The organism is Variovorax endophyticus (assembly GCF_025376855.1).
Lineage (GTDB): Bacteria > Pseudomonadota > Gammaproteobacteria > Burkholderiales > Burkholderiaceae_C > Variovorax.
Genome location: NZ_JAHUTH010000010.1, coordinates 174,206 through 199,743 on the forward strand (window position 1 = coordinate 174,206; position 25,538 = coordinate 199,743).

The 25,538-nt window shown below is 67.5% G+C and carries 26 protein-coding genes; 13 read left to right on the forward strand and 13 right to left on the reverse strand.

Features of this window, described 5'->3' with window-relative positions; all coding sequences use genetic code 11:
* Window positions 1–88 precede the first annotated feature (88 nt).
* A complete protein-coding gene (locus KV106_RS15570; protein ID WP_261210963.1) occupies window positions 89–1,399 on the reverse strand; it encodes an MFS transporter in 1,311 nt (436 codons plus the stop codon).
* Window positions 1,396–2,154 carry an aldolase gene (locus KV106_RS15575; RefSeq protein WP_409976526.1) on the reverse strand — a complete coding sequence of 253 codons (759 nt, stop codon included), beginning with the start codon at window positions 2,152–2,154 and terminating at the stop codon, window positions 1,396–1,398. Before KV106_RS15575 ends, KV106_RS15570 begins: the two co-directional genes overlap by 4 nt.
* A gap of 226 nt (window positions 2,155–2,380) precedes the next feature.
* On the opposite strand from KV106_RS15575, the gene KV106_RS15580 reads away from it, so the two are divergent.
* Complete coding sequence (locus tag KV106_RS15580; RefSeq protein ID WP_261210964.1) at window positions 2,381–3,376, forward strand: AraC family transcriptional regulator; 996 nt, start codon at window positions 2,381–2,383, stop codon at window positions 3,374–3,376.
* Here KV106_RS15580 and KV106_RS15585 read toward each other — a convergent pair whose 3' ends face one another.
* The 4 genes from KV106_RS15585 to ilvB form a co-directional block, all read right to left on the reverse strand.
* On the reverse strand, window positions 3,377–4,117 hold the full coding sequence (locus KV106_RS15585; RefSeq protein ID WP_261210965.1) for a 3-oxoacyl-ACP reductase family protein: 741 nt from the start codon (window positions 4,115–4,117) through the stop codon (window positions 3,377–3,379).
* 79 nt (window positions 4,118–4,196) lie between these two features.
* Entirely contained in the window at window positions 4,197–4,775 is a 579-nt protein-coding gene (locus tag KV106_RS15590; protein ID WP_261210966.1) for a TetR/AcrR family transcriptional regulator, read from the reverse strand.
* A 74-nt stretch (window positions 4,776–4,849) separates the two neighbouring features.
* Window positions 4,850–8,395, reverse strand: coding sequence for an indolepyruvate ferredoxin oxidoreductase family protein (locus tag KV106_RS15595; protein ID WP_261210967.1), 3,546 nt, complete (start codon window positions 8,393–8,395; stop codon window positions 4,850–4,852).
* Window positions 8,396–8,525: 130 nt separating this feature from the next.
* Window positions 8,526–10,376: a biosynthetic-type acetolactate synthase large subunit gene (ilvB, locus tag KV106_RS15600; protein WP_261210968.1), complete on the reverse strand. Its 1,851-nt coding sequence runs from the start codon at window positions 10,374–10,376 to the stop codon at window positions 8,526–8,528.
* Window positions 10,377–10,498: 122 nt separating this feature from the next.
* Between ilvB and KV106_RS15605 the strand changes: the two genes are divergently transcribed.
* Complete coding sequence (locus KV106_RS15605; protein WP_057595424.1) at window positions 10,499–10,936, forward strand: Lrp/AsnC family transcriptional regulator; 438 nt, start codon at window positions 10,499–10,501, stop codon at window positions 10,934–10,936.
* A 67-nt stretch (window positions 10,937–11,003) separates the two neighbouring features.
* Here the strand turns inward: KV106_RS15605 and KV106_RS15610 are convergent, their stop codons facing one another.
* Window positions 11,004–12,788 carry a carboxylesterase/lipase family protein gene (locus KV106_RS15610; protein ID WP_261210969.1) on the reverse strand — a complete coding sequence of 595 codons (1,785 nt, stop codon included), beginning with the start codon at window positions 12,786–12,788 and terminating at the stop codon, window positions 11,004–11,006.
* A 328-nt stretch (window positions 12,789–13,116) separates the two neighbouring features.
* On the opposite strand from KV106_RS15610, the gene KV106_RS15615 reads away from it, so the two are divergent.
* Complete coding sequence (locus KV106_RS15615; protein WP_261210970.1) at window positions 13,117–15,087, forward strand: sensor histidine kinase; 1,971 nt, start codon at window positions 13,117–13,119, stop codon at window positions 15,085–15,087.
* Window positions 15,088–15,106: 19 nt separating this feature from the next.
* Here KV106_RS15615 and KV106_RS15620 read toward each other — a convergent pair whose 3' ends face one another.
* The 3 genes from KV106_RS15620 to KV106_RS15630 form a co-directional block, all read right to left on the reverse strand.
* Complete coding sequence (locus tag KV106_RS15620) at window positions 15,107–15,544, reverse strand: hypothetical protein (RefSeq protein ID WP_261210971.1); 438 nt, start codon at window positions 15,542–15,544, stop codon at window positions 15,107–15,109.
* A complete protein-coding gene (locus tag KV106_RS15625; protein WP_057595408.1) occupies window positions 15,529–15,786 on the reverse strand; it encodes a hypothetical protein in 258 nt (85 codons plus the stop codon). The genes KV106_RS15620 and KV106_RS15625 overlap by 16 nt, the downstream gene beginning before the upstream one ends.
* 171 nt (window positions 15,787–15,957) lie before the next feature.
* A complete protein-coding gene (locus KV106_RS15630; protein WP_261210972.1) occupies window positions 15,958–16,359 on the reverse strand; it encodes a hypothetical protein in 402 nt (133 codons plus the stop codon).
* Between the two features lie 44 nt (window positions 16,360–16,403).
* Between KV106_RS15630 and KV106_RS15635 the strand changes: the two genes are divergently transcribed.
* The gene (locus KV106_RS15635) at window positions 16,404–17,699 is read left to right on the forward strand and encodes a serine hydrolase domain-containing protein (protein WP_261210973.1); all 1,296 of its coding nucleotides are present in this window, start codon (window positions 16,404–16,406) and stop codon (window positions 17,697–17,699) included.
* Window positions 17,700–17,710: 11 nt separating this feature from the next.
* On the opposite strand, the gene KV106_RS15640 is transcribed toward KV106_RS15635, so the two are convergent.
* Window positions 17,711–18,124, reverse strand: coding sequence for a hypothetical protein (locus KV106_RS15640; protein ID WP_261210974.1), 414 nt, complete (start codon window positions 18,122–18,124; stop codon window positions 17,711–17,713).
* Between the two features lie 125 nt (window positions 18,125–18,249).
* Between KV106_RS15640 and KV106_RS15645 the strand changes: the two genes are divergently transcribed.
* Together KV106_RS15645 and KV106_RS15650 are read left to right on the forward strand one after the other, a co-directional pair.
* A complete protein-coding gene (locus KV106_RS15645; protein ID WP_261210975.1) occupies window positions 18,250–18,657 on the forward strand; it encodes a GFA family protein in 408 nt (135 codons plus the stop codon).
* A 27-nt stretch (window positions 18,658–18,684) separates the two neighbouring features.
* Window positions 18,685–19,176, forward strand: coding sequence for a hypothetical protein (locus KV106_RS15650; protein WP_216087397.1), 492 nt, complete (start codon window positions 18,685–18,687; stop codon window positions 19,174–19,176).
* A 39-nt stretch (window positions 19,177–19,215) separates the two neighbouring features.
* On the opposite strand, the gene KV106_RS15655 is transcribed toward KV106_RS15650, so the two are convergent.
* The gene (locus KV106_RS15655) at window positions 19,216–19,869 is read right to left on the reverse strand and encodes a dihydrofolate reductase family protein (protein WP_261210976.1); all 654 of its coding nucleotides are present in this window, start codon (window positions 19,867–19,869) and stop codon (window positions 19,216–19,218) included.
* Between the two features lie 218 nt (window positions 19,870–20,087).
* Here KV106_RS15655 and KV106_RS15660 point away from each other — a divergent pair, with 218 nt between their 5' ends.
* From KV106_RS15660 to KV106_RS15680, 5 genes are all read left to right on the forward strand, one after another.
* Window positions 20,088–20,831 carry an immunity protein Imm33 domain-containing protein gene (locus KV106_RS15660; RefSeq protein ID WP_261210977.1) on the forward strand — a complete coding sequence of 248 codons (744 nt, stop codon included), beginning with the start codon at window positions 20,088–20,090 and terminating at the stop codon, window positions 20,829–20,831.
* Window positions 20,832–20,848: 17 nt separating this feature from the next.
* Window positions 20,849–21,283, forward strand: coding sequence for a VOC family protein (locus tag KV106_RS15665; RefSeq protein WP_261210978.1), 435 nt, complete (start codon window positions 20,849–20,851; stop codon window positions 21,281–21,283).
* A gap of 36 nt (window positions 21,284–21,319) precedes the next feature.
* Window positions 21,320–21,670 (forward strand): hypothetical protein, encoded by a 351-nt coding sequence (locus KV106_RS15670; RefSeq protein ID WP_261210979.1) that lies wholly within the window; start codon window positions 21,320–21,322, stop codon window positions 21,668–21,670.
* 76 nt (window positions 21,671–21,746) lie between these two features.
* Window positions 21,747–22,202, forward strand: a complete 456-nt coding sequence (locus KV106_RS15675) for a macro domain-containing protein (RefSeq protein ID WP_261210980.1) — start codon at window positions 21,747–21,749, stop codon at window positions 22,200–22,202.
* An 84-nt stretch (window positions 22,203–22,286) separates the two neighbouring features.
* Window positions 22,287–22,727, forward strand: coding sequence for a hypothetical protein (locus tag KV106_RS15680; RefSeq protein WP_261210981.1), 441 nt, complete (start codon window positions 22,287–22,289; stop codon window positions 22,725–22,727).
* 167 nt (window positions 22,728–22,894) lie between these two features.
* On the opposite strand, the gene tuf is transcribed toward KV106_RS15680, so the two are convergent.
* Window positions 22,895–24,091, reverse strand: coding sequence for an elongation factor Tu (gene tuf, locus KV106_RS15685; protein WP_409976527.1), 1,197 nt, complete (start codon window positions 24,089–24,091; stop codon window positions 22,895–22,897).
* A 695-nt stretch (window positions 24,092–24,786) separates the two neighbouring features.
* On the opposite strand from tuf, the gene KV106_RS15690 reads away from it, so the two are divergent.
* Window positions 24,787–25,209: a hypothetical protein gene (locus tag KV106_RS15690; RefSeq protein ID WP_261210983.1), complete on the forward strand. Its 423-nt coding sequence runs from the start codon at window positions 24,787–24,789 to the stop codon at window positions 25,207–25,209.
* Window positions 25,206–25,529, forward strand: coding sequence for a hypothetical protein (locus tag KV106_RS15695; RefSeq protein WP_057598636.1), 324 nt, complete (start codon window positions 25,206–25,208; stop codon window positions 25,527–25,529). The genes KV106_RS15690 and KV106_RS15695 overlap by 4 nt, the downstream gene beginning before the upstream one ends.
* Window positions 25,530–25,538 lie beyond the last annotated feature (9 nt).

Consider the following 25,538-nt stretch of genomic DNA (forward strand, 5'->3'; position numbering starts at 1 on the left):
CCGGGCGCATCCATCGCCCCGCGAACATCGGCCGCCCGGTGCCCCCATCCCGACCTTCCCCCAAAGGGGGAAGGAGTTGGGGAAGGAGTCACCCCTCGTTCGCCGCCGGCCGCATCTTCCACGCCGACAGCGCCGCCACCGCCCCCAACACCGCCACATACGCCCCCACCGGCACGATGCTGCCGTACTTCGCCACCAGCGTCGCCGCGATGATCGGCGCCAGCCCGCCGCCGAGCGCGGCCGCCATCTGGATGCCGATGGAGATGCCCGAGTAGCGCAGCTCGGCCGGGAACTGCGCCGCATACAGGTTCGACTGCGGCGCGAACATCAGCGGGTAGTTGAGCGCGAGCGCCACCACCATCGCCGCCGTGTAGGCCGTGAGCGAACCGCTGCCGATGGCCTGGAACAACGGCAGCGCCATCAAGGCCAGCAGCGCGCCGCCGAACACGTAGAGCCGCCGCGCGCCGACACGGTCGGCCAGCCAGCCGAACAGCGGGATGGTCAGCACCATCAGCGACGAACCGAGCACCAGCGCATGCAGCGCATCGCCGCGCGAGAAGCCCAGCCGCGTGACCGCATGGGAGATCGAGAACACCAGGATGGTGTAGATCAGCGTGACCTCGGCCAGCTTGCCGCCGATGGTCAGGAGCAGCGGCCGCCAGTGCGCCAGCACCACTTCGCGCGCGGGCAGCGCGGCGGTCTTGCGGTGCGCCTTCACGGCCTCGAACTCGGGCGACTCGTCGATGCGCGTGCGGATGAAGATGCCCACCGCGATCAAGAGCGCGCTGGCCAGGAACGGCAGCCGCCAGCCCCAGTGCAGGAAGGCGTCCTCGGGCAGCTGCGTGACCAGCGCGAAGGCGCCCGAGGACAGCAGCACGCCGATCGGCGCGCCCATCTGCGGCATGCTGCCGACCAGCGAGCGCCAGCGCGGCGGCGCATGCTCGACCGCCATCAGCATCGCCCCGCCGAGCTCGCCGCCGAAGGACAAGCCCTGGCCGATGCGCAGCAGCACCAGCAGCACCGCGGCCCAGAGGCCGATCGACTCGTAGGTCGGCAGCACGCCGATCAGCACCGTGCAGATGCCCATCATCAAGAGGCTCAGCGTGAGCATGGCCTTGCGGCCCAGCCGGTCGCCGTAGTGGCCGAACACGATGCCGCCGATCGGCCGCGCGAGCATGCCGCTCGCGAAGGTGCCGAAGGCCGCGAGCGTGCCGGTCACCGGATCGAAGTTCGGAAAGAACAGCTTGTTGAAGACCAGCGCAGCCGCCGTGCCGTAGGCCAGGAAGTCGAAGCCCTCGATCGCGGTGCCGGCCATGGTGGCGGCGCCGACCTTCCAGACGCTCTGCGGCTTGGCGGCCGCGGGCGCGGCGGCGCCCACCGGGGTGGCGATGGTGTTCATGCCTTGTGCTCCTCGACCTGCCGCGCGAACATCGCGAAGCTGGCTTTCACGATGCTGGGCTGCAGCAGGAAGTCGTGCGATTCGCGTGCCAGCGCCGGATCGACCAGCTTGAGCCGGCCGTAGGCGCTCTGCGCGATCAGCTGGTTGCGCGCGGCGCGCTCGATCAGCACCGAGAGGTAGAGCGACTCCTCCACGCTCGACGTGGCGGCCAGGAAGCCATGGTTGGCCAGCAGCACGCAGCGCTTGGCGCCGAGCGCGGCCGAGATGATCTCGCCCTCCACGTCGGCGATCGGCAGACCCGGCCATTCGGCGAGGAAGGCGCAGTCGTCGAAGAAGGGCGTTGCATCCATGTGCGCGACCTGCAGCGGCTCGCCGGTCATCGACAGCGCCGACACATAGGGCGGATGGGTGTGGATCACGCAGTGGACGTCGGGCCGGCGCCGGTACACCCAGAGGTGGAAGCGCACGGCCGGGTTGGGCACGCCGCGGCCCTCGAGCACGCGCAGCGAATCGTCGATGCGCATCACCGAGCCCGCGCGGATCTCGCCGAACGCATGCGCCAGCGGCGTGGTGAGGAAGCTGCCGTCGGGCTGGCGCACCGTGATCTGACCGGCCAGGGTTTCGGAATGGCCCTCCTTCGCGAGGATGCGGCAGCTCAGCGCGAGCTTCTCGGCATCGCTCCAGTGGCCGACGGTGAGGCCGTCGAGCTTCAGGGGCGCGTCGGCGGAGGGGGCGTCTGTGACGGTGGGGTTCACGCGGTTTTCCTTCATCGGTGGTCGATGGCCGCCAATGTAGGAAGCGATGCCGCGCCGGGCCTTGCGCCTGCGCGCACGCGCATTGATCCAGCGCGCCAACGCGATGGGACCCCGATCCCGCCCGCTAGTGGAAAGTCTCGATGTGCGGCCGCGGCGCCCCCTCCAGACTGCGGGCGCGGACCGCCCTTGGCACGAACCATGCACGCGGCCCGGCTCCCAGCCCACCATGCACCACGACCCGACCCCGCACCTGAGCTTCGCGCCGCACCTGCGCCCCTTCTACCCGGGCGACCTGCGCGGCTACTCGACCACGCTCGACGCGCTGGTCTACCCCGGCGAACTCAGCGTGCAGCACAGCCATCCGCGCATGAATCTCGAGGCCTGCCGGCTCGTGGGCGGCGGCATCGCGGTCAGCTTCGATTCCACGCCGATGCAGGTGCGCCATGCGGCGGGCCAGTCCGGCCACGACGGCGCGGGCGAGGTGCTCGCGATGATCGCGGTCGACGGCCAGGGCACGATCGAGCAGGCCGGCCGCCGGCTGCCTTTCCGCAAGGGCGACATCGTGTTCCGCACCACGCGGCTGCCCTCGACCTGCGCGCTCGACGAATCGGGCCGGCTGGTACAGCTGCGGCTGCCGGCCGGGCGCTTCTTCGGCATCTATGCCGACCTGCGCGACAACTTCGAACCTTCGCTGGCCCAGGCCGACTCCACGCTGGCCGAGTCGGCGCGCCAGCAGCTCGACCGCCTGTTCGCGGTGCAGGCGCAGCCGCATCCGGCGCTGGCCTATTTCTCGGAGCAATCCTTCGTCTCGCTGCTCGCGGCCATCTACTGCGAAGCGGTGGCCGGCGCGCCGCAGGCCGGCGATGCGGGCGCGGCCAAACGCCAGGAACGCGACCGCTGGCAGCGGCTCGCGGCCTACGTCGAGGCCAACCTCTGCGACCCCGAGCTCTCGGTCGAGGCGATCGCGCGCGAGCTGTGCATCTCCAAGCGGCTGGTGCACCGCCTGTTCGCCACGCAGCAGACGCAGTACGGCACCTACCTGCGCGAACGCCGCCTCGAGCGCGCGGCCGAGGAACTGGCCAACGAGCGGCTCGTGCAGCTCAGCGTGACCGAGATCGCGTTCCGCAACGGCTTCAACGACCCCAGCCATTTCAGCCGCGCCTTCCGCGACCGCTTCGGCACCACGCCGGGCGGCTACCGCGCGACCCGCCCGCCGGCCTGATCAGGCCAGGTAGCCGCCGTCCACCGTCAGCGCCGCGCCGGTGACGAAGCTGGCGTCGGGCCCCGCGAGGTAGGCCACCATGCCCGCGATCTCGCTGTCGTGCCCCATGCGTCCCAGCGCCATCAGCGGCTCCAGCCGCTCGCCGTAGGCCGACTTCGGCGCCATGTCGGTATCGGTCGGCCCGGGCTGCACCACGTTCACCGTGATGCCACGCGGCCCGAGGTCGCGCGCGAGGCCGCGCGCCATCGAGGCCACCGCGCCCTTGGTCATCGCATAGACCGACGAACCCGCGAAGCCCACGCGATCGGCCACCACGCTGCCCGTGATGACGATGCGCGCGCCACGCTCCATGTGCTTGAGCGCCGCCTGCACCGCCACGAAGGCCGAGCGCACGTTGACCGCGAACATGCGGTCGAAGTCGGCGAGCGCGTAGTCCTCGACCAGGCCGCCGACGAGGATGCCGGCGTTGTTCACCAGCAGATGCAGCCCGCCGAAGGCCTCGGCCGCGGCGTCGACCGCCTGCCGCACGGCCTGTGCATCGGCACTGTCGGCGCGCAGCGCGAGCGCGCGGCCGCCCTGCCCTTCGATCTCGGCCACGAGCGCTCGCGCCGCCGCGTCCGACGACGCATAGGTGAAGGCCACGGCCGCGCCGTCGTTCGCGAGCCGCCGCACGATGGCCGCGCCGATGCCGCGCGAGCCGCCGGTCACGAGGGCGGCCTTGCCGGAGAGGGATTTCGTCATGTCGACTTCCTTTTTAACGGATCGATCGATCCAGAATAGAGAAAAAAAAGCGCACCCGAGTCCGGGTGCGCGCACGAACTCAACGCAGACTTCGCATGGCCATCCGCGCGACGTCGCGCAGGTCCTCGGCCGAGGCGCCGCCGCGCCCCGAGATCTTGAGCCCCGACAGCGTGGCCATCAGGAACTGCGCGGCCGCGCGCGGTGCGAGCGCGGCATCGATCTCGCCCGCGGCCTGCGCCTCGCCGATGCGGCCCTCGATGGCCGACTGCAGCATGCGGCCCGCGGTGTCGGTCAGCAGGCTGACCTCGGCATCGCCGCGGCCGAACTCGCAGACGGCGCCGATGCCCATGCAGCCCGGCTGTCCGTGCGCGCCGAAATGGGTCGCCATGCCGTCGAGCATGGCCTCGAGCCCCGCGCGCGGCGAGGCGGCGCCATGCAGCGCGCGGATGTGCTGCGACACATGGCCCACGGCGTACTGCTGCAGCGCCTCGAGGTAGAGCCTGCGCTTGTCGCCGAAGGTGTCGTACATGCTCTGGCGGCTGATGCCCATGGCGGCGAGCAGCATCTCGGTCGAGGTGCCGTCGTAGCCGTGGTCGCAGAACACGGAGATCGCGCCCTGCAGGGCGGCGTTGCGGTCGAAGGCTTTGGGTCGGGCCATGGCGGGCGAGTCTATCGATTCCGGATCACCTTGTCCAAAACAGGTGATTCCGGAATCGCCCTCGCCCTCCCCCCTCAGGCCGGCACCGCCTCGCGCGCCACCGCGCCCGCCTCGGCGCGCGGCGCCACGAGCCGCGCGCGCAGCGCATCGCGACGCACCTGCGCGGCGGCGATGCTCGCCTCCTTCACATGGCCGTAGCCGCGGATCTGCTCGGGCAGCTTCGCGAGCGCCAGCGCCGTCTCGGCATCGACCTCGTCCCAGTGCGCGAGGATGTCCTCGATGCCCGCGCGGTACTCCTCGATCAGGCGGCGCTCCGTCCGGCGTTCCTCGGTGCGGCCGAAGGGATCGAAGGCCGTGCCGCGCAGCCGGCGCAGCGCGGCCAGCACGCGGAAGCCCCGCAGCATCCACGGCCCGAAGGCGCGCTTGACCGGCCGGCCCTGCGCATCGCGCTGGCCCAGGATCGGCGGCGCGAGATGGAAGCGCAGCCTGGGCGTGCCCTCGAATTCCTGCTGCAGCTTCTTCATGAAGGTGCCGTCGGTGTACAGGCGCGCGACCTCGTACTCGTCCTTGTAGGCCATCAGCTTGAACAGGTTGGCCGCCACCGCGCGCGTGAAGCGATCGCCGCGGCCGCGCGCCTGCTCCGCGCCGCGCACCCGCGCCACGAAGTCAGAGAAGCGCCGCGCATAGGCCGCGTCCTGGTAGGCCGTGAGGAAGGCGGTGCGGTCCGCGAGCAAGGCGTCGAGCCCCTGCGGCAGCTGCAGCGCCACCGGCTGCGCGGGCGAGGCCTCGCGCGCCACGGCCGCGAGGTCGAGCGCGGCGCGCCGGCCCCAGTGGAAGGCCTGCTGGTTGGCCTTCACGGCCACGCCGTTGATCTCGATCGCGCGCAGCAGCGCGGCCGAACTCAATGGCACATAGCCCTTCTGGAACGCGAAGCCCAAGAGGAACAGGTTGGCCGCGATGGCATCGCCCATGAGCCGGGTCGCGAGGCCCGTCGCGTCGATGAAGTCGGCCTTGCCGGCCACCGACTCCTCGATCAGCGCGCGCACCTGGCCGGCCGGGAAACTCCACTCGGGGTCCTGCGCGAAATGGCCGGTGGGCTGCTCGAAGGTGTTCACCAGCGCATAGCTGCGGCCCGGGCGCATCTTGGCGATGGCGTCGGGCGCGCCCGCGGTCAGCATGTCGCAGCCCAGCACCAGGTCGGCCTCGCCGGTGGGAATGCGCTGCGCCTTGAGCTGCGCCGCGTCGCGCGCCAGCCGCACGTGCGAGGTGACCGAGCCGTTCTTCTGCGACATGCCCGTCATGTCGAGCACGCTCGCGGCCTGGCCCTCGAGATGCGCGGCCATGCCGATCAGCGCGCCGATGGTGATGACGCCGGTGCCGCCGATGCCGGTGATGAGGATGTTGTGCATGCCCTCGATCGCATGCACGGGCGGCTCGGGCAGCGCCGCGTCGGCCTCGGCGCCGCGCGCGGCCACGGGCTTGATGCGCCGCGGCTTCACGCCTTCCACGCTCACGAAGCTCGGGCAGAAGCCCTTGACGCACGAGTAGTCGGCATTGCACGCGCTCTGGTCGACGCGGCGCTTGAGGCCATGGGGCGTGGGCTGCGGCAGCAGCGAGGTGCAGTTCGACTGTTCGCCGCAGTCGCCGCAGCCCTCGCACACGGCCTCGTTGATGAACACGCGGTGCGAGGCCTGCGGGAACTCGCCCTTCTTGCGGCGCCGCCGCTTCTCGGCCGCGCAGACCTGGTCGTAGATCAGCACCGACACGCCCTCGTAGTCGCGCAGCGTGCGCTGCACCGCGTCCATCTCGTCGCGGTGGTGGATCGTGAGGACGAAGCCGCCGCCATCGGCCGGCAGCGGCGAGCGGTCGCGCCAGCGCGTCGGGTCCTCGGCCACCAGCGCGATGCGGCGCACGCCCTCGGCCGCCACCTGGTGTGCGATGCGCGGCACGCTCACCGGCCCGTCGACCGGCTGGCCGCCGGTCATCGCCACCGCATCGTTGTAGAGGATCTTGTAGGTGATGTTCACGCCCGCGGCCACGGCGGCGCGGATCGCCATCGAACCCGAGTGGTAGTAGGTGCCGTCGCCGAGGTTGGCGAACACGTGGTGGCGCTTCGAGAACCAGGCCTGGCCGAGCCAGGGCGCACCCTCGCCGCCCATGTGGGTGGTCGTGCGGTTGTGCTCGGGATAGATCGCGGTCGCCATCACGTGGCAGCCGATGCCGGCCAGCGCCAGGCTGCCCTCGGGCACCTTGGTCGAGGTGTTATGCGGGCAGCCCGAGCAGTACCAGGCCGGCCGCGCCGGGGTGGCCACGGCCTTGCCGAGCACCACGTCCTTGGCGTCGAGGATCGCCAGCCGCGTGCGGATCATGTCGCTGGTGTGGAAGCGCGCCACCCGCGCGGCGATCACGCGCGCGATCTGCGCCACCGAGAAGTCGGCCGTGGCCGGCAGCAGCCACTGGCCGCGCGGATGGGCGCCCCATTCGCCGCGCTCGTCGAACTTGCCGATCACGCGCGGGCGCACGTCCTCGCGCCAGTTGTAGAGATGCTCCTTGAGCTGGTACTCGACGATCTGGCGCTTCTCCTCGATCACCAGGATCTCGTCGAGCCCGTCGGCGAACTCGCGGATCGAGTCGGGCTCCAGCGGCCAGGGCATCGCCACCTTGAACACGCGGATGCCGATGCGCGCCGCCTCGGCCGCGTCGATGCCCAGCTCCTCGAGCGCCTCCAGCGCGTCGCGGTACGACTTGCCCGAGGCCACGATGCCCAGGCGCGCCGAGGGTGCGTCGATGGTCACGCGGTTGAGCCGGTTGGCGCGCGCATAGGCGATGGCCGCGTAGATCTTCGCGTCCTGCATCAGCGCCTCCTGCTTGCGCGCCTGCACGCCCAGCGTGTCGGTCGACAGCCGCGCATGCATGCCGCCCGCGGGCGGCACGAAGTCCTCGGGCAGCAGGGTGCGCACGTTCTGCGCGTCGGCCGGGATCGAGCCCGACGATTCCACCGTGTCGGCCAGCGCCTTGAAGCCCACGGGCAGCCCCGCGAAGCGCGACATCGCGAAGCCGTGCAGGCCCAGCTCGATGTACTCCTCCACGCTCTGCGGATAGAGCATCGGGATCATCGAGGCCGCGAACAGGTGGTCGCTCTGGTTCGGCAGGGTCGACGAATAGGCGCCGTGGTCGTCGCCCGCCACCAGCAGCACGCCGCCATGGGGCGAGGTGCCCGCGTGGCTCATGTGCTTGAAGACGTCGCCGCAGCGGTCCACGCCCGGCGCCTTGCCGTACCACATGGCGAACACGCCATCGACCGCGCTCTCGCCGGTCAGGTGCACCTGCTGCGTGCCCCAGACGGCGGTGGCCGCCAGTTCCTCGTTCACGCCGGGCAGGAACTTGACGTGGTTGGCATCGAGGTGCGGCTGCGCCTTCCACAGCGCCTCGTCGAGCCCGCCGAGCGGCGAGCCGCGGTAGCCGGAGACGAAGCCGGCGGTGTTCAGGCCGTTGGCCTGGTCGCGCCATCGCTGCACGAGCATGAGGCGCACCAGCGCCTGGATGCCGCTCAGGTAGACGCGGCCGGAGGTGGATGTGTACTTGTCGTCCAGCGAGACGCTGGCGAGATCGTGGGACATGAGAGAAGGCTCCGGTAAGAGTCGCGGGAGATGCCCATTCGGCCACCGGTAAGCGGCCTGCGGGCGGAACACGCGCCGCGGGTAAGCGGCGCGCGCTGGGGAAGATAGCGCACAGCGGGGGATCGTGGGTTCAGGCCTCCTTCGGCTGGTACCAGCGGTCCTTGGCCAGCATCACCTCGTTGTGCGCCGCGCCGGCCGGCATCATCGGAAAGCAGTTCTCCTGCGCCGCCACCTGCACGTCGAGGAAGAACGGCCCCTCGCTCGCCAGGCATTCGGCCAGCGCCGCGGGCAGCTCGGCCGGGTCGCTCACGCGCCGCGCGCCCCAGCCGAAGGCCTTGGCCAGCGCCACGAAATCGGGCAGCGCCTCGTTCCAGCTGTGGCTCAGGCGGTTGCCGTGGTTGAGCTCCTGCCACTGGCGCACCATGCCCATGTAGCCGTTGTTGCACAGCACCAGCTTGACCGCCGCGCGGTGCTGCACCGCGGTCGAGAGCTCCTGGATGTTCATCAGCACCGAGGCGTCGCCGCTCACGCACACGGCCAGCGCCTCGGGATGCGCCACCTGCGCGCCGATCGCCGCCGGCAGGCCGTAGCCCATGGTGCCGGCGCCGCCCGAGGTGAGCCAGCGGCGCGGCCGGTCGAAGCGCAGGTACTGCGCGGCCCACATCTGGTGCTGGCCCACGTCGGTCGAGACGATGGTGTCGCGCCCCGTGTCAGCGATCGCCTGCTGCAGCGAGGCCATGAGCCGCTGCGGCAGGATCGCGTCGGCGCGCGGCGCGAAGCCCAGGCAGTCCTCGGCGCGCCAGCCTTCGATGCGCTGCCACCAGGGCGCGAGCCGCGCGGCCTCGAAACGCTCGGGCAAGAGCGCGAGCAGCGCCTCGAGCACGGCGGCGCAGTCGCCCACCATCGGCACGTCGACCTGCACCACCTTGTTGATGCTGCTCGGGTCGATGTCGATGTGGATCTTGCGCGCATGCGGGCAGAAGCGGTCGAGCTTGCCGGTCACGCGGTCGTCGAAGCGCGCGCCCACGCAGACCACGAGGTCGGCCTCGTGCATCGCGAGGTTGGCCTCGAGCGTGCCGTGCATGCCGAGCATGCCGAGGAAGGCCGGGTCCGAGGCCGGGAACGCGCCCAGCCCCATCAGCGTGAGCGTGCACGGCGCATGCAGCCGCCGCACCAGCTGCGTGAAGGCCTCGCAGGCCGCGGGGCCGGCGTTGATGAGGCCGCCGCCGCCATAGAGCACCGGCCGGCGCGCGGTCGAGATCAGGTCGGCCGCGCGCTGCATGCAGGCGCGCGGCGGCACCGGCGAGCGATGCGTGCGCAGCGGCCGCGGCACGGGCACCGGCGCGCCCTGCCCCGGCAGCGCGAGCTGCACGTCCTTCGGCACGTCGAGCAGCACCGGGCCGGGGCGGCCCGACGTGGCGACCTCGAGCGCGCGCCGCACCATCGTCGGCACCTCGTCGGGCCTGCGCACCTGGTGGTTCCACTTGGTCACCGGGCGCGACATGCCCAGCGCATCGCTTTCCTGGAAGGCCTGCGTGCCGATCACCGCGGTCGACACCTGGCCGCTGATGCACAAGAGCGGCACCGAATCGCTGATCGCGTCGAGCAGGCCCGAGATGGTGTTGCCCACGCCCGGCCCCGAGGTGACCAGCACCACGCCCACGCGGCCGGTGGTGCGCGCATAGCCCTCGGCCGCGTGCACGGCCGCCTGCTCGTGGCGCACCAGCACGTGGCGCAGCCGCGGCTCGCCGTGCAGCGCGTCGTACAGCGGCAGCGCGGCGCCGCCGGGGTAGCCGAAGATGGTGTCGACGCCGCAGGCCACCAGCGTGTCGAGCAGCGCCTCGGCGCCGTTGCGCACGCGCGGCGCGGTGTCGATGGCGAGCGCGGCATCGAGGGGCAGGTCGGTGGCCGCGCCGATGTCCGAAGAATTTTCGGAATTCAGCGTCGAAGCGAGGTCGGTGGGGAGGTCGAGCAGTCTCATGCCGTCAATTCTTCCGTGTTTGAGGCAGAATTTGCTTCTGATTTTTGGATATTCAGGCCTTAAACATGAAAATCAATCGCAAATCTTCGCAAGACGACGAAGGACTTTTCGACAAGATCGACATGGCGATCCTCCGGGTTCTGCTGCTCGATTCGCGCAAGACCCTGCAGGACATCAGCGCCGAGGTCGGCCTCTCGCCCACCAGTTGCTGGACGCGCATCAAGAAGCTCGAGGCCCAGGGCGTGATCAAGCGCTACACGGTCGACATCGACCCGGCCAAGCTCGGCTACCAGGACTCGGTGATCGTGCAGGTCACGCTCGAGAGCCACACCGACGAGACGCTCTACGACTTCGGCCGCACCCTGGCCACCATCCCCGAGATCCAGGAGGCCTACCTGGTCTCGGGCGACTACGACTACTACATCCGCATCGCGGTGCGCGACACGCGCGACTACGAGCGGCTGCTGCGCGAGAAGCTCTACAAGATCCCCGGCATCCGGCACAGCAAGTCGCACTTCGTGCTGCGGGTGCTGAAGGAAGCGAGCATGCCGATCCTGTGAAAAGAAAAAAGCCGCCCGGGCCGGCAGGACCGGCCCCGGGCGGCTCGGGCGCTCGCGCGCCGCGGCCTTACTGCTGCACCGTGATCGCCTTCGCCGTCAGCGAGGCATCGAAGTTCAGCATCGCCGGATACTGCGGCCAGTTCACGCCCAGCGCCGCGTTGTTCGGATCGCCGCCGCGCGCGAACGCCGCCAGGCTCTTCATCATCGCGTCCGACAACTGCAGCCGCCCCGGCTCGTTGGCCTTCGAATTGGCGAACTTCGAATAGAGCGAGGGCCCGAAGTTGCCGAACACGAACGGCAGGTCGAAGGTGTGGGCCGCGCCGAAGATGTCGTTGAACGGCGCCGGCGACTTGTCCCAGTTGAACTGGTACCACCACAGCGGCACCTTCTGCGCCGCGAGCACCGGAAAGATCTGCTTGCGCAGCGCGATGAAGAAGTACTGGTTGTAGAGGTCGGTGCGCGCGTTGAAGCCGGTCACCGGCGTCGTCACCGGCAGGTACTGGCCCGGGATCCACTGCTCGAGCGAGGTGGTCGGCGCCGCGTTCGGGTCGTAGTTGTAGGCCATCGAGAACACCGTCGGGTCGTCGAGCAGCCGGCCGCTGATGCCGCCGAAGGCGGGCGAGGTCGCGAGGTTCTGCGGGAACAGCTTGGTCTCGTCGCGCGTGTAGCCGGCCAGCACCGGCACCTTGAGGAACTCGCCCGCGTTGATCGCCGCGATCGGATTGGTCGGCACCACCACGCCGTCGTTGAGCGGATTCGAGGCCGACAGCCCCTGCGGCGCCAGCTTGTTGAGCACCGTCTGCAGCAGCGTGTCGGCGCTCTTCGAGCGCAGGTAGGCCGCGAGGTCGGCGTTGCTCTGCGACGCGATGTAGGCGGTGGCCGCCGCCGTGTCCTTCACCGTGCCGTCGGCCACCAGCAGCGCCGCCAGCAGCGCGTTGTTCTGGTTCGGCACCGTGGTCGCGGTGGCGACACCGCCGCTCAGCGGCACCAGGCGCTGGAACAGCGCGGGCTTGGTGTTGACCACCAGCGGCGAGACCATCAGCGCATAGACGTTGACCGCACCGGCCGACTGGCCCATCAGCGTGACGTTGCCCGGGTCGCCGCCGAAGCGTGCGATGTTCGCGTTGACGAACTTCATGCCCTTGATCAGGTCGAGGATCGCGTAGTTGCCCGAGTCGTCGTTCGCGTCCACGCCGGCCTTGAGCTGCGGCGAGGCCAGGAAGCCGAGGATGCCGAGCCGGTAGTTGATCGACACCACCACCGCGTTGGCCGCCTTCGCGAGCGCCGCGCCGTCGTAGACCGGGTCGCCGGTGTAGCCCGTGATGTTGCTGCCGCCGTAGACGAACACGATGACGGGCAGCTTGTCGGTCGCGGCCGCGGTCGAGGGCGTCCAGATGTTGAGGTAGAGGCAGTCCTCGGAACCCGTGGTCTTGCCGATCGAGGTGCCGATGGTCTCGTCGTAGCGGTTGTTCTGGCCCGGGCCGTAGAGCCGGCCGGTCTGCGCGCAGGCGTTGCCGAGCTTCTGCGTGGTCTTCGTCGCGGTCCACGGCTCGGGGTCGACCGGCGCCTTCCAGCGCAGCGCGCCGACCGGCGGCTTGGCGAAGGGCACGCCCTTCCAGCTGTAGGTGCCGTTGGTCGCGGAGTCGTCGTTGCCCTGCACGGGTCCGTAGGCCGTGGCGCGCAGCACCGGGGACTGCGCGGGTGGTGGCGTGTCGGGCGGCGGGTTGCTCGTCGTGGGCGGGGGCAAGGCCACGAAGCCGGCACTGCTGCTTCCACCGCCGCCGCAGGCCGTGAGTTGCAGCAGGGCGAGAACGGCGCAGGCGGCACCGGCGCGCAGATGGCGAATCGTCATGAAGTCTCCTGTTTTTTCCAGTGGTGATGACCGCCGGCCCGAGGACCGATGGCCATCCGCTAGTCTCGGCAGGCTGCACCCGGATTCCAATGTGGCGCGCGCACACCTTTGGCCCGCGTTCTATGTGAGGGCAAGGGCCGCGGGGGCGATGGCGCGCCGATAATTGCCGTCGACCCGCGAAGACGGGACAACGAACGGGCTGCCAGTGCGCGCGGCCGTTCGATCGGGGAGAAACCGGCGGCCCGCGGGCGCGCCGCTCGCTGCAAAGGCCGGCGTCCGTCCGGCGCACGCCGCGAGCCGACAGCGAGTTCCAGGGCGCAAGCGTTCGATGAGACAGGGCAACAACGACGGCGAGCAAGCCGGTCGGGGGATCGCGGCCTTCTGGCGCGCGCTGCCGCTGATCGTGCTGTTGCTGCTGTGCTGCGCGCGTGCCCCCGCCGCGGCGCCCGTGCTGCCGGGCGACCACCCGATCCACATCACCGAGGCCGAGCTGCAGTCGGTCAACGGCACCGGCTTCACGGCCCCGCCGCTGCTGTCGGTCGACGCCGAACTGCCGCGCGGCGGCTGGAAGCCGGTCGGCCTGCCCTACACCGCCGAGCGCGAACTCGTGCCCACCGCTTCCAGTGGCGTGCGCACCGTCACCGACTGGTACCGCCTCGACCTCGGCGCGCTGCCGCCCTCGGAGCGGCCGCGGCTGCTCTATCTGCCGCGCTGGAAGACGCTGGGCCACATCGCGGTGTACGGCGACGGCGTGCTCATCTACCAGTCGCACGGCAGCCCGATCCACAACGGCTACAACCATCCGCTGCTGCTGCCGCTCAACCTCGCGGCGCAGGCACCCACGCCGGCCTCGGTGCTGATCCGCGTCGACCGGCTGCGCAACAGCGGCAGCGGCCTCTCGACCGTGTGGGTGGGCCACGAGGACGACCTGTCCTGGCGCTACCAGGCGCGCCAGATGCTGCAGGTGCAGCTGCCGTTCATGGGCAGCGCCGCCTTCCTCGCGGTCGGTGCCTTCGCCTTCGCCGTGTGGCTGGGCAAGCGCCGCGAGCCGCTCTACCTGCTGTTCTTCGCCATCTCGGCGGCGGCCTTCCTGCGCATGCTCCACTACTACGTGGGCGGCAGCTACATCCCGATGTCGGACGAATGGTTCGAGTGGATGACCGTGGCCAGCCTGCTGTGGCTGATCCTGCTCATCCACCTGTTCCTCGAGCGCCTGCACGGCCAGCCCTCGCCCTGGCTCACGCGGCTGACGGTCGGCCTCGTGCTGGCCTGCAACCTCGCCACCGTGCCGCACGTCTCGCGCTCGATCGTCAGCCTGTACCTGTTCACCCCGCTGCTCAACCTCGTCGTGCTGCCCGTGGCCGTGCTGATCTTCTCGGTGAACCTGCGCAAGGCCTACCGCGTGCAACTGCCCGAAGGCCGGCTGGTCGCGGCCTGGACCATGATCGCCGTCCCGTTCACCTGCTACGACGCCCTGCTGCAGAACAACCTGCTGAGCCCCGAGAGCGTCTACACCTCGCCCTACGCCATCATCGGCCTGTTCTTCGTCTTCTCGTACATCATGTTCATGCGCTACACCGGCGCCTTCGCCGAGGTCGCGCGGCTCAACAAGGGCCTGGCGCACCGGCTGCGCGAGCGCGAGGACGAGCTCAAGCAGAGCTACGAACGGCTGCGCATGGTGGAGAACGAGCAGATGCTCAACGCCGAGCGCCGCCGCCTCATGCAGGACATGCACGACGGCCTCGGCTCCTCGCTGATCGGCGCCATCCGCTCGGTGGAGCAAGGCAGCATGAGCGAGGCCGAGATCGCCGACATGCTCAAGGGCTGTATGGACGACCTCAAGCTCGCCATCGACTCGATGGAGATCGTCGACCCCGACCTGCTGCTGCTGCTCGCGACTTTGCGATTCCGCCTCGCGCCGCGCATCGAGGGCGCCGGCATCGCGCTGCGCTGGGAGGTGCAGCCCGTGCCGTCGCTGCCCTGGCTCGACCCGGGCAGCGCGCTGCACATCCTGCGCATCATGCAGGAGTGCATCGCCAACGTGATGCGCCACACGCGCGCCACCACCCTGCGCGTGAGCACCGCGGCCACCGACGACCTCGTGTGCGTGACGATCGAGGACGACGGGCCGGGCTTCGACGTGGCCGAGGCGCTGCAGCGCGGCGGGCGCGGATTGCGCAATCAGCAGCAGCGCGCGAAGGCCATCGGCGGATCGGTCGGGTGGCAGTCGGGGAGCGCGGGGACGCGGTTCACGCTGTGGTTGCCGATCGAGCGCGAAAGCGTGCCCGCCGCGACCTGAGCCCCATCGGTGCTGCGACTCAGAGGCGTGCGGCGGCGTTCGGATGGCTCGGCAGGCGCAGCGTGCTGGCCTGGGCATCTTGCGGGCATGGCGCATCGGAGTAGATCGCATCGCCCTCGGGCATCACGCACTTCTGGACCTCGATGAAGGCCGGGACCGTCTTGTTCGTGGTCGCTGCGGCGCTGGCCATCGTGGTGTCCAGCTTGGCGATCGATGGCGTGACCGGTGCGCGGGCCGATTCGGCCGGCTGGGTGCTGTCGATGGTGGACCTGGGCGCCTTCACGTGCTCCGGCATGATCGATGGCGGCAAGCGCGGCGCGCGCCCGGCGCTCTCATGCACCAGGCTGCTGAGCGCGAGGTAGAACAGGAACACCGCGAGCACGGCGACGCCCAGCCCCAGGGCCCAGTACCTGGGCGCGCGGACGGCGCGCAGCGATTCCATCAACGGCGCGGCCATGCCAGGCCTCCGGACTGCAATGCACCCGCCAGCTTCGCGATGCCGCCGGTGCCGCTCGCGGCCCGGCCGATCAACGCACCGCCCGCCGCCCCGGCGACGATGCGCGTGAGGAAGGAACGGCTGCGGCCGGCGGCCAGCAGCAGCAACACGCCGGCGCCGAGCACGATCAGGTGCTCGCCGGGGTAGTCGGCGCGCGCGGCGTCGACCTGCTTGAACTTGTCGATGGTTTGTTCGAGGGTCATGGCTGGAGACCTTTCTTGTCTTCAGCCTTTCTAGTTATGCGCACCATGCGGGCTTGTAGGCGGGCACCATCCGCTTTCTAGGAATCCACCTCGACCAGGCGGCGGAGACTGCCGCATGTCGGGACGGAATTCACCCGGCCAACCTATCCTCACAGAAGGAGGCAAGCCACCTCACCACCCGATGTGCGCGAATCCACCCTCATGATGGAAGACGCTCAGAGCAGCGATCTCACGCCAGAGAAAAATGACGTCTCCGTCGAAAACGAACTGCGGTGAGCGATCCAACGTTCTACGCAGTTCGCCTCCCTGGCATTGAATCGGTTGCCCACTGCGAAAGCTCTCATCGGTCACGACGACAACATCTCCCTCGGGGAAAGACTTCCCCGCAAACACCAGATCGAAGAGTTGGAGCTTGGCATCCGGTGCATCGAGGTCAGGCCAATCCGTGACCAAGACGAATTCGTAGGCGATCTCGCGGCGATCTGCAGCTTGCAGGATCGAGTCCGGCAGGAGCTTCGCGCCGGGAAGCACGCGCTCCAGAAGTTCGAGCGGCAGTGAGGGAAGGCCCGTCATGTTCATCGAGTGGGGTGGCAAGCAGATAGCCAGGACAAGAGGCAATGCGTGTCTCCAAGAGACCAAGCGCCCGGACAGTCGTGTTCCATCCGGATGAGGACGATCATCGCACCTCGGTAGACTCGAATCGCATGCAGTCCGATAGCGACACCAAACGCCGATTGACCTCTTGGTGCGCATGCGGCCTTGCCCTGCTGCTCGCCAGCGCCTGCACGACCGCCCCGCCCGCGGCATCGCCAACCTTCCCCGAAGCCTCCTGGGCCACCGCCCCCGAACCCGCATCGGCCAGCGCCTGCCGCCGCAGCCTCGACGCGACCCGCACCTACGTGCGCACGCTCGACACGACCGCGCTCATGGCCGTGCAGGACGGTCGCGTGCTGTTCAGCGAAGGGCCGGTCCAGGCCGTGAGCATCGTGTTCTCGGTGCGCAAGAGCGTGCTGTCGATGATGTACGGCAAGTACGTCGCCAACGGCGCCATCGACCTCGACCGCACGCTGGCCGAACTGGGCATCGATGACATCGGGGGCCTGCTGCCCATCGAACGGCAGGCCAGGCTGCGCGACCTGCTCGCCGCCCGTTCGGGGGTCTACCACGCAGCCGCCAATGGCGGAGACGATGCGGCCGCCGCGCCCCCTCGCGGCTCGCAGGCGCCCGGCAGCTACTTCCTCTACAACAACTGGGACTTCAACGCCGCCGGCACGGCATTCGAACGCCTGACCGGCCAGGGCATCTACCAGGCCTTTGCGCAAGACCTGGCGGCGCCGCTGCAACTCGAAGACTTCGATATGGCTCGCCACGCGCGCACCGGCAATGCGAAGCGGTCCCAACACCTCGCGTATCCCTTCTACCTGTCCACGCGCGACATGGCGCGTCTGGGCTACCTGATGCTGCGCCAGGGCAACTGGCGCGGGCAGCAACTGGTGCCGGCCGACTGGATCGGACAGATCACGCGCGAAGCGACGCCCTCCACCCAGATGCATCCACCGCACACGGCGCGACGCGGCTTCGGCTATGGCTACCTGTGGTGGCTGCTCGAGGAGCCGCCCGACTCGCCACTGCATGGCGCCTACATGGCGTGGGGGGTGCACGGGCAGTACATCCTGGTCGTTCCGAAACGCGAGCTGGTCATCGCCCACAAGCGGCAGGTGCCGGTGGGAGACGACTGGAATCCGAGCTGGGTCGGGCCGGTGGCGTTCCTGCGCGCCGCGCGCATGCTGGCCGAGGCACCCTGCCGTGCAAGTGAGCGGCAAGTAATCTCAGGCCGCCTTCTTGATAGCGGCCTGGACGCGCCCTTCGGACCGACAGCGAGATCTCGGAAAACCGTGTCTGCCCCGGACTGAAGTCCAGGGCCTCACCGGGGCCTGAGCCGCAGTCCGTACTTCGCGCCGAAACGTGCCGCGACACCCTGAATGAAAACGTAGACCACGACGAACGGTGCGAGAACGACCATCGCGAAGCCTGCGCTGGCTGCGGCGAGTGGCAGCACCAGCCCGGCGGCGCCGATCAAGCCTCCCCACCGCAAGGCCCGAACGCAACCTTGCGTCAAAAGCACTCCGCAGCCAAAGCCGATGCCCGCGCCCGACAGCCAGAAAGGAATGGCCACGAACCACTTAATGTGACTTGCCAAGGCGTACAGATAGACCCCCGACAGGTAGGTGCCGACGAGACTGATCAAAAACGGGACGGCAATCCGGATGAATGTCGACAACATTGCGCCATTCTGCCGCGCTCCATTCGGGGACACCTCCGCGAGCGGACTGCCCATGCCTTCGATTTCGAAACGGCTTTACCGGACACGTCCATTGCCACCACCGCCCCGATCGGATGCATGAAATACTCGCCTGTCCCATGCTGCCCTATGCTCCCGGGGGACACCGAAGGAGATGACCCGTGCTCAAAGGAAGCTGCCTCTGCCAAGGCGTAGCGATCGAGATCGACGGCACGATCAAGGACCCGCTGTACTGCCACTGCTCGATGTGCCAGAAGGCGCACGGCACCGCCTTTCGCGCGCGCGGCAAGATCCTGGCGAAGGACTTTCGCTGGACCAGGGGTGAGGCGCTGGTGCGGTTCTACGAATCGTCGCCAGGCGACCACCGCGGGTTCTGCTCGGTGTGCGGTTCGAGCCTCATCAGCAAGCTCGATGCGAAGCCGGCCGTGTACGGTGTCGCGCTCGGCGTGCTCGATGGCGACCCGGGCGTGCGGCCGCTGTGCCATGTGTACGTGGGGTCGAAGGCGCCGTGGTTCGAGATCACCGATGCGTTGCCTCAGTACGAGACAAGGCCTCCCCACAGCGCCTGATCGCGCCATCCAGCGAACATCGACGCAATGAAATTCCCCTTCGCCAAATTCCTGACCGCGGCGATCACCGCATTCGGCATGGTCGCACCGACACCCGCCCAGCCCGTCTCGCAGAACATGGAACTGATGGGCGCCATCGCGCGCGAGATCGTGAACAGCGGCGAACCGCAAGGGGTCGACTGGGTCGAGGTCTCCGCGATCTTCTCGATCGATGCGGATGGCGACGTCAATGGCAGCTACGGCTATGTCTACGACGCCCGGGGCCAGGCCCATGCGGCCGCCTTTCTTGAGGACCCAATCGAGCGCGAGGTGAAGGCCTATCGCGACTGGCTGCTGCTGAAGGGCAAGAAAGGCGACAAGGGCATTATCAAGATGCTCTTTCAATTCAACCGGCAGACGCGGCGGGTTCGCGCGGATTTCGAGTACGAGGATCCTCGGCGCTGGCAGGTCACGCCGGCCAATCTCGATGCGAGGGTCAGGGAGCTGCGGCCCCGTCTCGGCGCGGCGGACGGCAAGTAGCCCGTCCTCCCAGTCGCCCCGTCCCGCCGACAGCCAGCCTCAAGCCGACTTGCGCAAGAACATGTGTGTAGCCCGCTCCCCCACCACCTGCCGCTCGCAGCGATAGCCCAGCGCGGGCAAGTCCAGTCCCTCGAACAACGCCTCGCCCTTGCCCAGCAGCACCGGCCGCACGGCCAGGTGCAGTTCGTCGAGCAGCCCGGCCTTCAAGTACTCGCGCACCGTCGCCACGCCACCACCCACACGCACGTCACGCCCGCCCGCGGCATCGCGCGCCAGTGCCAGTGCCTCGTGGATGCCACCGGTCACGAAGTGGAAGGTGGTGCCGCCTTGCATCGTCAGCGGCGCGCGCGCATGGTGGGTCAGCACGAAGACCGGCACGTGGTACGGCGGCTCGTCGCCCCACCAACCTTTCCAGTTCTCGTCGGGCCAGGGGCCGCGCACCGGACCGAACATATTGCGCCCGAGGATCCAGGCGCCCATCGAAGCGAAGCCCTGCTCGGCGATCTCGTTGTCGACACCGGTTTCGCCCTTGGCCTCGCTCCCCTTTTGCATCCGCTGCCAGACCTGCGTGGGAAAGAACCAGTCCATGAGTTCGGGACCGCGAACGCCCAGCGGGTTCTGCAAGCTCTGGTCGGAGCCGGCGGCGAAACCATCGAGCGAAACGCCGAAGCTGCGCACGAGCAATCGGGACATGCTGTCGTCTCCTGCAAAAAGGGAGCAGCAGTCTAGCGCTCGATGCTCCTGAAAGACGACGACGTCGTTGGTAATAAGAAGATTCGAAAGGACGAACGCGCCATGAGCTCGGCTAGGATGCAGAACGCGTCCCGAGCCGCCATGCTCGGGAAACCATGAGATTCATTCGTTGGCCTGCCGCGCTCGCGCCGGCACCATTCGCTCCGAACAAAATTCCCATGTCCCTGCGCTCCCTCTTCTCATCGCTCGGCAAGAGCAAGCCCATAGAACCCCAGGTCGAGGCCGTCCACACGACCCAGGGTTGCCAACGCTTCGGCCACCCCGAGTTCCGCATTCGCGTGAGCAACAAGGCCATTCCCGAGGCGGACATCGCCTGGTTCCTCCACTTCCTCGAGAGCCGCGTGGCCGAGGGAGAGAAGTTCAGCGGCGGCCAGAGCCTCCAGGTCGGCTGGATGTACACGATGCTCGAGGACACCGACGACGGCTTGCTGCGGATCACGGAGCCGGACATGCAGCAGATCCCCGTGCGCTTCATCGATTCGGTGGACAGCACCCTGATGCAACTGCGCAACCAGAAGGATGTCGTCGAGAGCCTCGTCGCGGAGGTCGCGCCGGAGTTTCCTTCCTTGCAGAACAGCGTCGTGGTGCACGTGGATTACAAGTCGGCGTCGCGCATCCTGCTCACGCGCGCGGAGCCTGACGACGCGAACGACTCGGGCTGGTGGTTCACCGATCTCGACGACAAGGAAGGTTCTCAAGATCCGTCGCGCTTCACGAAGACCTCGCTCTATCAGCTGGCCATCGACCGGCCGGACCTGGTGAAGTTCTTCGCCGTGCCGGCGGAGCTTCGGGTCTACATCAAGGGAACCGTCATCGCGGTGCTGGGGCCCGAAAGCGAGATCGAGCAGAAGCCCGGCTCCTACCTGAGCGAACTGAACCGCGCCGGACAAGAGCGCCCCTGACCAAAGGAACCCCAGCCATGACCATCAAGCGAATGGACAACGTCCTGATCGTCGTCGACGATCTCGAAGCCGTGAAGGCGTTCTTCATCGAACTGGGCCTCGCGCTCGAGGGCCAGACCACGGTGGAAGGGCCCGACGTCGGCAAGCTCGTCGGGCTCGGCAACGTGAAATCCACCATCGCGATGCTGCGCGCGCCCGACGGGCAAGGCATCGAGCTCGACAAGTTCCACACGCCGGAGGCCGTGCGGTTCGGGCCCGTGGCAACGCCCGTGAACGCCCTGGGTCTTCGCCGCGTGATGTTCGCCGTCGAAGGCCTCGACGATGTCGTCGCGCGCATCAAGGCCCATGGCGCCGAAATCATCGGACAGATGCAGTACGGGGAGTCGTACCGGCTCGCCTACATTCGCGGGCCCGAGGGCATCATCGTGGGGCTGGCAGAGCAGCTCGGCTAGAAGTTGGCAGACCGCATACACACTTTCTCGAACCAGATGTTTTCTCTTCGTATCGATCCATTCGAGTTCGACGATCCTGGCAGCGAGGAGTCCCTTGAGATCGATGTATCGGGTCGATCGAAGTTTCCACACCCGGACGTGAAGGCGTTTGTCAAGTCGACCGCCGACGCCTCACAAGCGCTGACGCTCGAGGAGTCCGTGCCGTTCTACCGAGTGGAGGACAGGTGGCGTATCGCTGAGTATCTGAATCGCTTTGCGCGGATCGATGTACCGCCGCATTGCGACTGGCCCGCCTATCTTCTGTCGAGAGAGCTGTGGAACGAGACGCATCTGGTCATCTGCACGCCAATGAAGTTCATCCGCTATCGCTGGTCGACAACGGCGTAAGCGATCCACATCGCGATGGCGACTGCTGCATCCCATATGCTCGAACTTCGCTCCTCAGAAACAAGCTTTTTTTCTCATGAAAACCGTCACAGGAGATCTTCTCCAATTCGCGCTGGATGGCAAGTTCGACGTCATCGTTCATGGATGCAATTGCCAATGCCAGATGGGCAAGGGCATTGCTCTCTCGATCAAGCAGCGCTTCCCGGAGGCTTACGCAGCGGACTGCCGTACGACGAAGGGAGACGAGCGGAAGCTCGGAACATTCTCCGAAGCGGAGATCCTCCGTGGCACCCGCTCATTCCATGTGGTCAACGCATACACCCAGTTTCATTGGCGAGGTACCGGCATCAAGGCGGACTACGAAGCGATCCGAAAGGCCATGGGCGCCGTGAAATCCCGCTTCTCGGGAAAACGTATTGGCTACCCCAAGATCGGGGCGGGCCTGGCCGGCGGTGACTGGGATCTCATCCGATCCATCCTCGAGGAGGAATTCGCCGGAGAGGATCACACCTATGTCGAGTTCAGCCTATAGCAACCCGATCGAGCGAACGAGGCCCCTCGACCAGAAACAGCCAATCGCGGACGCTCATCGATGACTCCAAACGCAAGCACTCAGATGACCACATCCCCATTCGTGAGGGCTCCTGACCATTTCACGCTCTCCCTCGACCACCATGTCGAGGGCTTGGTGACCGCACCATTCGAATCAAATTGGGGAACAACTGATGAGTTGCTCTGCAAATTTGAGGGCATCCTCATCGGCAAGTCGACAGATGACGAGCCACTTGTCATCAGTCTTGCACCGACCCTGGACAAGCGACGTACATACGCCTGGCCGTCAGGACCGGCTTTTCTGGCGGCAACATTGGCATTGCTAGCTGCGAGCCATGGCTGGTCGCTGCACTGCGAGAGGGATAGCGATCAAGCAGTTCCGCATCAAGTGACAGATATGCGGAGTTTGGAATCATTGATGGCTCAGGTTGTAGACGTCTGCTGCTCTGGCGTCGGGGTAGTGCCAACCTTTGTCGCAAACGCTTTTTCTGGAACGAACTCCTGAAAGGTTTTCGGCCGTTTCGCCTTCCAACGCCCTTGTCGGCGCGATGAATTTCAGCCGATCTTCCGGCTGCTTTTCTTTCGGTAACGCTGCCCACGCAGGGCTGTTTGGACAGAAAAAACCCCTGCCGCCCGCCAAGCGGACGACAGGGGAAAACAGGCCTCAGCCTTTCAGCCCAGCACCTCGGTCACGATCCCCGCGCCGACGGTCTTGCCGCCTTCGCGCATCGCGAACCGCATGCCGTTCTCGATCGCCACGGGCTTGTTCAGCTCGAAACCGATCTGCGCCTGCGCGCCCGGCTCGACCAGGCCGGTTTCGGTGTCGACGCGGATCACACCCGTCACGTCGGTCGTGCCGAAGAAGAACTGCGGCTGGTAGCCCGAACCGAACGGCGTATGACGACCGCCTTCGTCCTTGCTCAGCACGAAGACCTGCGCACGCCCCGTCCGGTACGGCTTCAGCGCACCGGGCTTCACGACCACCTGGCCTCGCACGACATCGTCGCGCTTGACCCCGCGCAGCAGCAGCCCGACGTTCATGCCGGCACGCCCCTCGGCGACGTCCTTGTGGAAGGACTGCACGCCGGTGACGACCACCTTCTCGTCACCCACCGAGCTGAGCCCGACGATCTCCAGGCTGTCGCCCACGCGGATCACGCCGCGCTCGACACGGCCGCTGATCACGGTGCCGCGGCCCGTGATCGTGTGCACGCCTTCGACGGGCATCATGAACGGCGCGGCGTAGTCGCGCACCGGATCCGGAATGCGCGAGTCCAGCGCGTTCACGAGCTCGACGATGCATTGCACGTCGGCGCCTGCGAGGTCGCCACGTTCGGCGGCGGCCAGGGCCTTCAGCGCGCTGCCGAAGACGAACCGGGCATCGTCGTAACCGTGCGCTGCCAGCAGCGCGCCGATCTCCATCTCGATCAGTTGCTCGATCTCCGCGCGGTCGCTCGCGGCCACCAGGTCCATCTTGTTCACGAACACCACCATGTGGCCGACGTTCACCTGGCGCGCCAGCAGCACATGCTCGATGGTCTGCCGCGCGGCGCCTTCGGTGCCGTCCACCAGCAGGATCGCGCCGTCCATCTGCGAGGCGCCGGTGATCATGTTCTTGATGTAGTCGGCATGCCCGGGGCAGTCGATGTGCGCGTAGTGGCGGCTGTCCGACTCGTACTCGACATGCGAGGTATTGATCGTGATGCCGCGCTCGCGCTCTTCCTTCGCGTTGTCGATCTGCCCATAGGACAGCGCACGGCCGCCGATGCGAGCGGCCTGCACGAAGGTGAGCGCAGCCGTCAGGGTCGTCTTGCCATGGTCGACGTGACCGATGGTTCCGACATTCACATGAACCTTGTTGTTCATCATTTTTCTCCAGTTTCAGCGTTGAAAAGCCGATGCGATCCGCTGGCCAGGCGAAACGCTCGGCGGGTTGTCGGTGCGCGCGCACCCAACTCGCGATGCCCGCGATGCGGGCGAAAAAAAAGCCTGCCGGGGTGGACCACCCGACAGGCTTTCTTTTCGGCCTGAAGGATGGACCTCCAGGCACACGAGGGCCTGGAAGCTCTACACGAACCACTCCACGGATTCGACGCACGACGTCACGCCGGCAGCGAATGCGGCGGAAGGAAGACGTTCTCGTTCGAGGCTCATGTCCGGATCTCCAAAAGGGGCAGGCGAAAAACAAAAAACCCGGTGGCTCGAGGCCTACCGGGTCTTGTGGAACACGGAGGCCGAGCCTCCAGGTGTGAAAGGCTCTAGGAAAGCAGTTCTGCGAATTCGGCGCGCAGCGCGACGGCCGCGGCTTCGCGGGTCTTCGGTGCGTGTTGGGTGGTCGGGAACTGCTTCATGGTTTTCATGCGGTCGATCATCGAGCCGCAGTGCAATGGGTCAATTTTGGGGATGCGGAGGCTAACACCAGCATCGCGACGCAGCAACGGAAGCGTTGTGTAGACGCCGCAACACCGGTCATCGTTCGCTGCGGCAAGGCGTCGCAATTGCGGGACCGGGCTCACCGCAAAGCTGGTATACCTGCATCGCCTTCTCGTTGAACAAGTCACGTCATGATTCGTCGCCGCTATCACCCGCGCAAGGACCTGAGCACTCTGGGTCCGCTGTCGCCGGATGAATATCAAGACTTCCGGAATCGGCGGCGGCACATTCTTGTCGCGTTCGGATTGATTCTTCTCTTTAGCATCGTTGCCGCGATTGTGTTGAATGTGTTCAAGCCGAAACCGCCACCTGAACTCCTTGCGATTCCATCCTTCACGCTTGTGCTGTACGCGCTTGTCAGGATGTTCAGGTACAAGTGCCCCCGTTGCGGCGCGACTCCAATGGCAACGCGTGTGTCGCTCATAACGTGCCAAGTAGAAGCCTCCCAATACGTTGCCCTCAACCCAAAGGAATGCCTCAAGTGCGGCGTGAGCTTTCGCTTGGAGACAGAAGAAGGTGTCGCCACGAAGCAGGCCAAGGCGGCCGAGGAATGAAATTCACGGTCAACGAAACCCTCGAACGACTGTCGGCCTTCGGTGGCGAGTTGGTCGAGGTCATCGGACTCCTGGCCTGGAGATTCGAGAATCGATCCCTCGAATCCACCGCCGTAGCCGAACGCGGCGAACGTTCCACGCTATGGCTGGAAGTGGACGACGAAACGCCCGCAATGGACGAAGGGATGCTGATTCGTTGGTCAGGAAAGAGGGTTGTTGTCTCTGGCATCTTGCGGGCGCCGGACCCGAAGTTCGGTGGATGTGGGCACTTTTCGATGTGGCCAGCCGAGCTGCTGGTACGGTCGATCAGGCGGGACTAGCCTGACTGG

Excerpts from the sequence above, each read along its gene's own strand:
- KV106_RS15580 (WP_261210964.1), top strand. The coding sequence starts at position 2,381 with ATGCACCACGACCCGACCCCGCACCTGAGCTTCGCGCCGCACCTGCGC.
- KV106_RS15615 (WP_261210970.1), top strand. The coding sequence starts at position 13,117 with ATGAGACAGGGCAACAACGACGGCGAGCAAGCCGGTCGGGGGATCGCG.
- KV106_RS15650 (WP_216087397.1), top strand. The coding sequence starts at position 18,685 with ATGAAATTCCCCTTCGCCAAATTCCTGACCGCGGCGATCACCGCATTC.
- KV106_RS15635 (WP_261210973.1), top strand. The coding sequence starts at position 16,404 with ATGCGTGTCTCCAAGAGACCAAGCGCCCGGACAGTCGTGTTCCATCCG.
- ilvB (WP_261210968.1), bottom strand. The coding sequence starts at position 10,376 with ATGAGACTGCTCGACCTCCCCACCGACCTCGCTTCGACGCTGAATTCC.
- KV106_RS15570 (WP_261210963.1), bottom strand. The coding sequence starts at position 1,399 with ATGAACACCATCGCCACCCCGGTGGGCGCCGCCGCGCCCGCGGCCGCC.
- KV106_RS15655 (WP_261210976.1), bottom strand. The coding sequence starts at position 19,869 with ATGTCCCGATTGCTCGTGCGCAGCTTCGGCGTTTCGCTCGATGGTTTC.
- tuf (WP_409976527.1), bottom strand. The coding sequence starts at position 24,091 with ATGATGAACAACAAGGTTCATGTGAATGTCGGAACCATCGGTCACGTC.
- KV106_RS15660 (WP_261210977.1), top strand. The coding sequence starts at position 20,088 with ATGTCCCTGCGCTCCCTCTTCTCATCGCTCGGCAAGAGCAAGCCCATA.
- KV106_RS15610 (WP_261210969.1), bottom strand. The coding sequence starts at position 12,788 with ATGACGATTCGCCATCTGCGCGCCGGTGCCGCCTGCGCCGTTCTCGCC.
- KV106_RS15680 (WP_261210981.1), top strand. The coding sequence starts at position 22,287 with ATGACCACATCCCCATTCGTGAGGGCTCCTGACCATTTCACGCTCTCC.
- KV106_RS15595 (WP_261210967.1), bottom strand. The coding sequence starts at position 8,395 with ATGTCCCACGATCTCGCCAGCGTCTCGCTGGACGACAAGTACACATCC.
- KV106_RS15640 (WP_261210974.1), bottom strand. The coding sequence starts at position 18,124 with ATGGGCAGTCCGCTCGCGGAGGTGTCCCCGAATGGAGCGCGGCAGAAT.
- KV106_RS15665 (WP_261210978.1), top strand. The coding sequence starts at position 20,849 with ATGACCATCAAGCGAATGGACAACGTCCTGATCGTCGTCGACGATCTC.
- KV106_RS15670 (WP_261210979.1), top strand. The coding sequence starts at position 21,320 with ATGTTTTCTCTTCGTATCGATCCATTCGAGTTCGACGATCCTGGCAGC.
- KV106_RS15605 (WP_057595424.1), top strand. The coding sequence starts at position 10,499 with ATGGCGATCCTCCGGGTTCTGCTGCTCGATTCGCGCAAGACCCTGCAG.
- KV106_RS15690 (WP_261210983.1), top strand. The coding sequence starts at position 24,787 with ATGATTCGTCGCCGCTATCACCCGCGCAAGGACCTGAGCACTCTGGGT.
- KV106_RS15590 (WP_261210966.1), bottom strand. The coding sequence starts at position 4,775 with ATGGCCCGACCCAAAGCCTTCGACCGCAACGCCGCCCTGCAGGGCGCG.
- KV106_RS15620 (WP_261210971.1), bottom strand. The coding sequence starts at position 15,544 with ATGGCCGCGCCGTTGATGGAATCGCTGCGCGCCGTCCGCGCGCCCAGG.
- KV106_RS15695 (WP_057598636.1), top strand. The coding sequence starts at position 25,206 with ATGAAATTCACGGTCAACGAAACCCTCGAACGACTGTCGGCCTTCGGT.
- KV106_RS15585 (WP_261210965.1), bottom strand. The coding sequence starts at position 4,117 with ATGACGAAATCCCTCTCCGGCAAGGCCGCCCTCGTGACCGGCGGCTCG.
- KV106_RS15625 (WP_057595408.1), bottom strand. The coding sequence starts at position 15,786 with ATGACCCTCGAACAAACCATCGACAAGTTCAAGCAGGTCGACGCCGCG.
- KV106_RS15675 (WP_261210980.1), top strand. The coding sequence starts at position 21,747 with ATGAAAACCGTCACAGGAGATCTTCTCCAATTCGCGCTGGATGGCAAG.
- KV106_RS15630 (WP_261210972.1), bottom strand. The coding sequence starts at position 16,359 with ATGACGGGCCTTCCCTCACTGCCGCTCGAACTTCTGGAGCGCGTGCTT.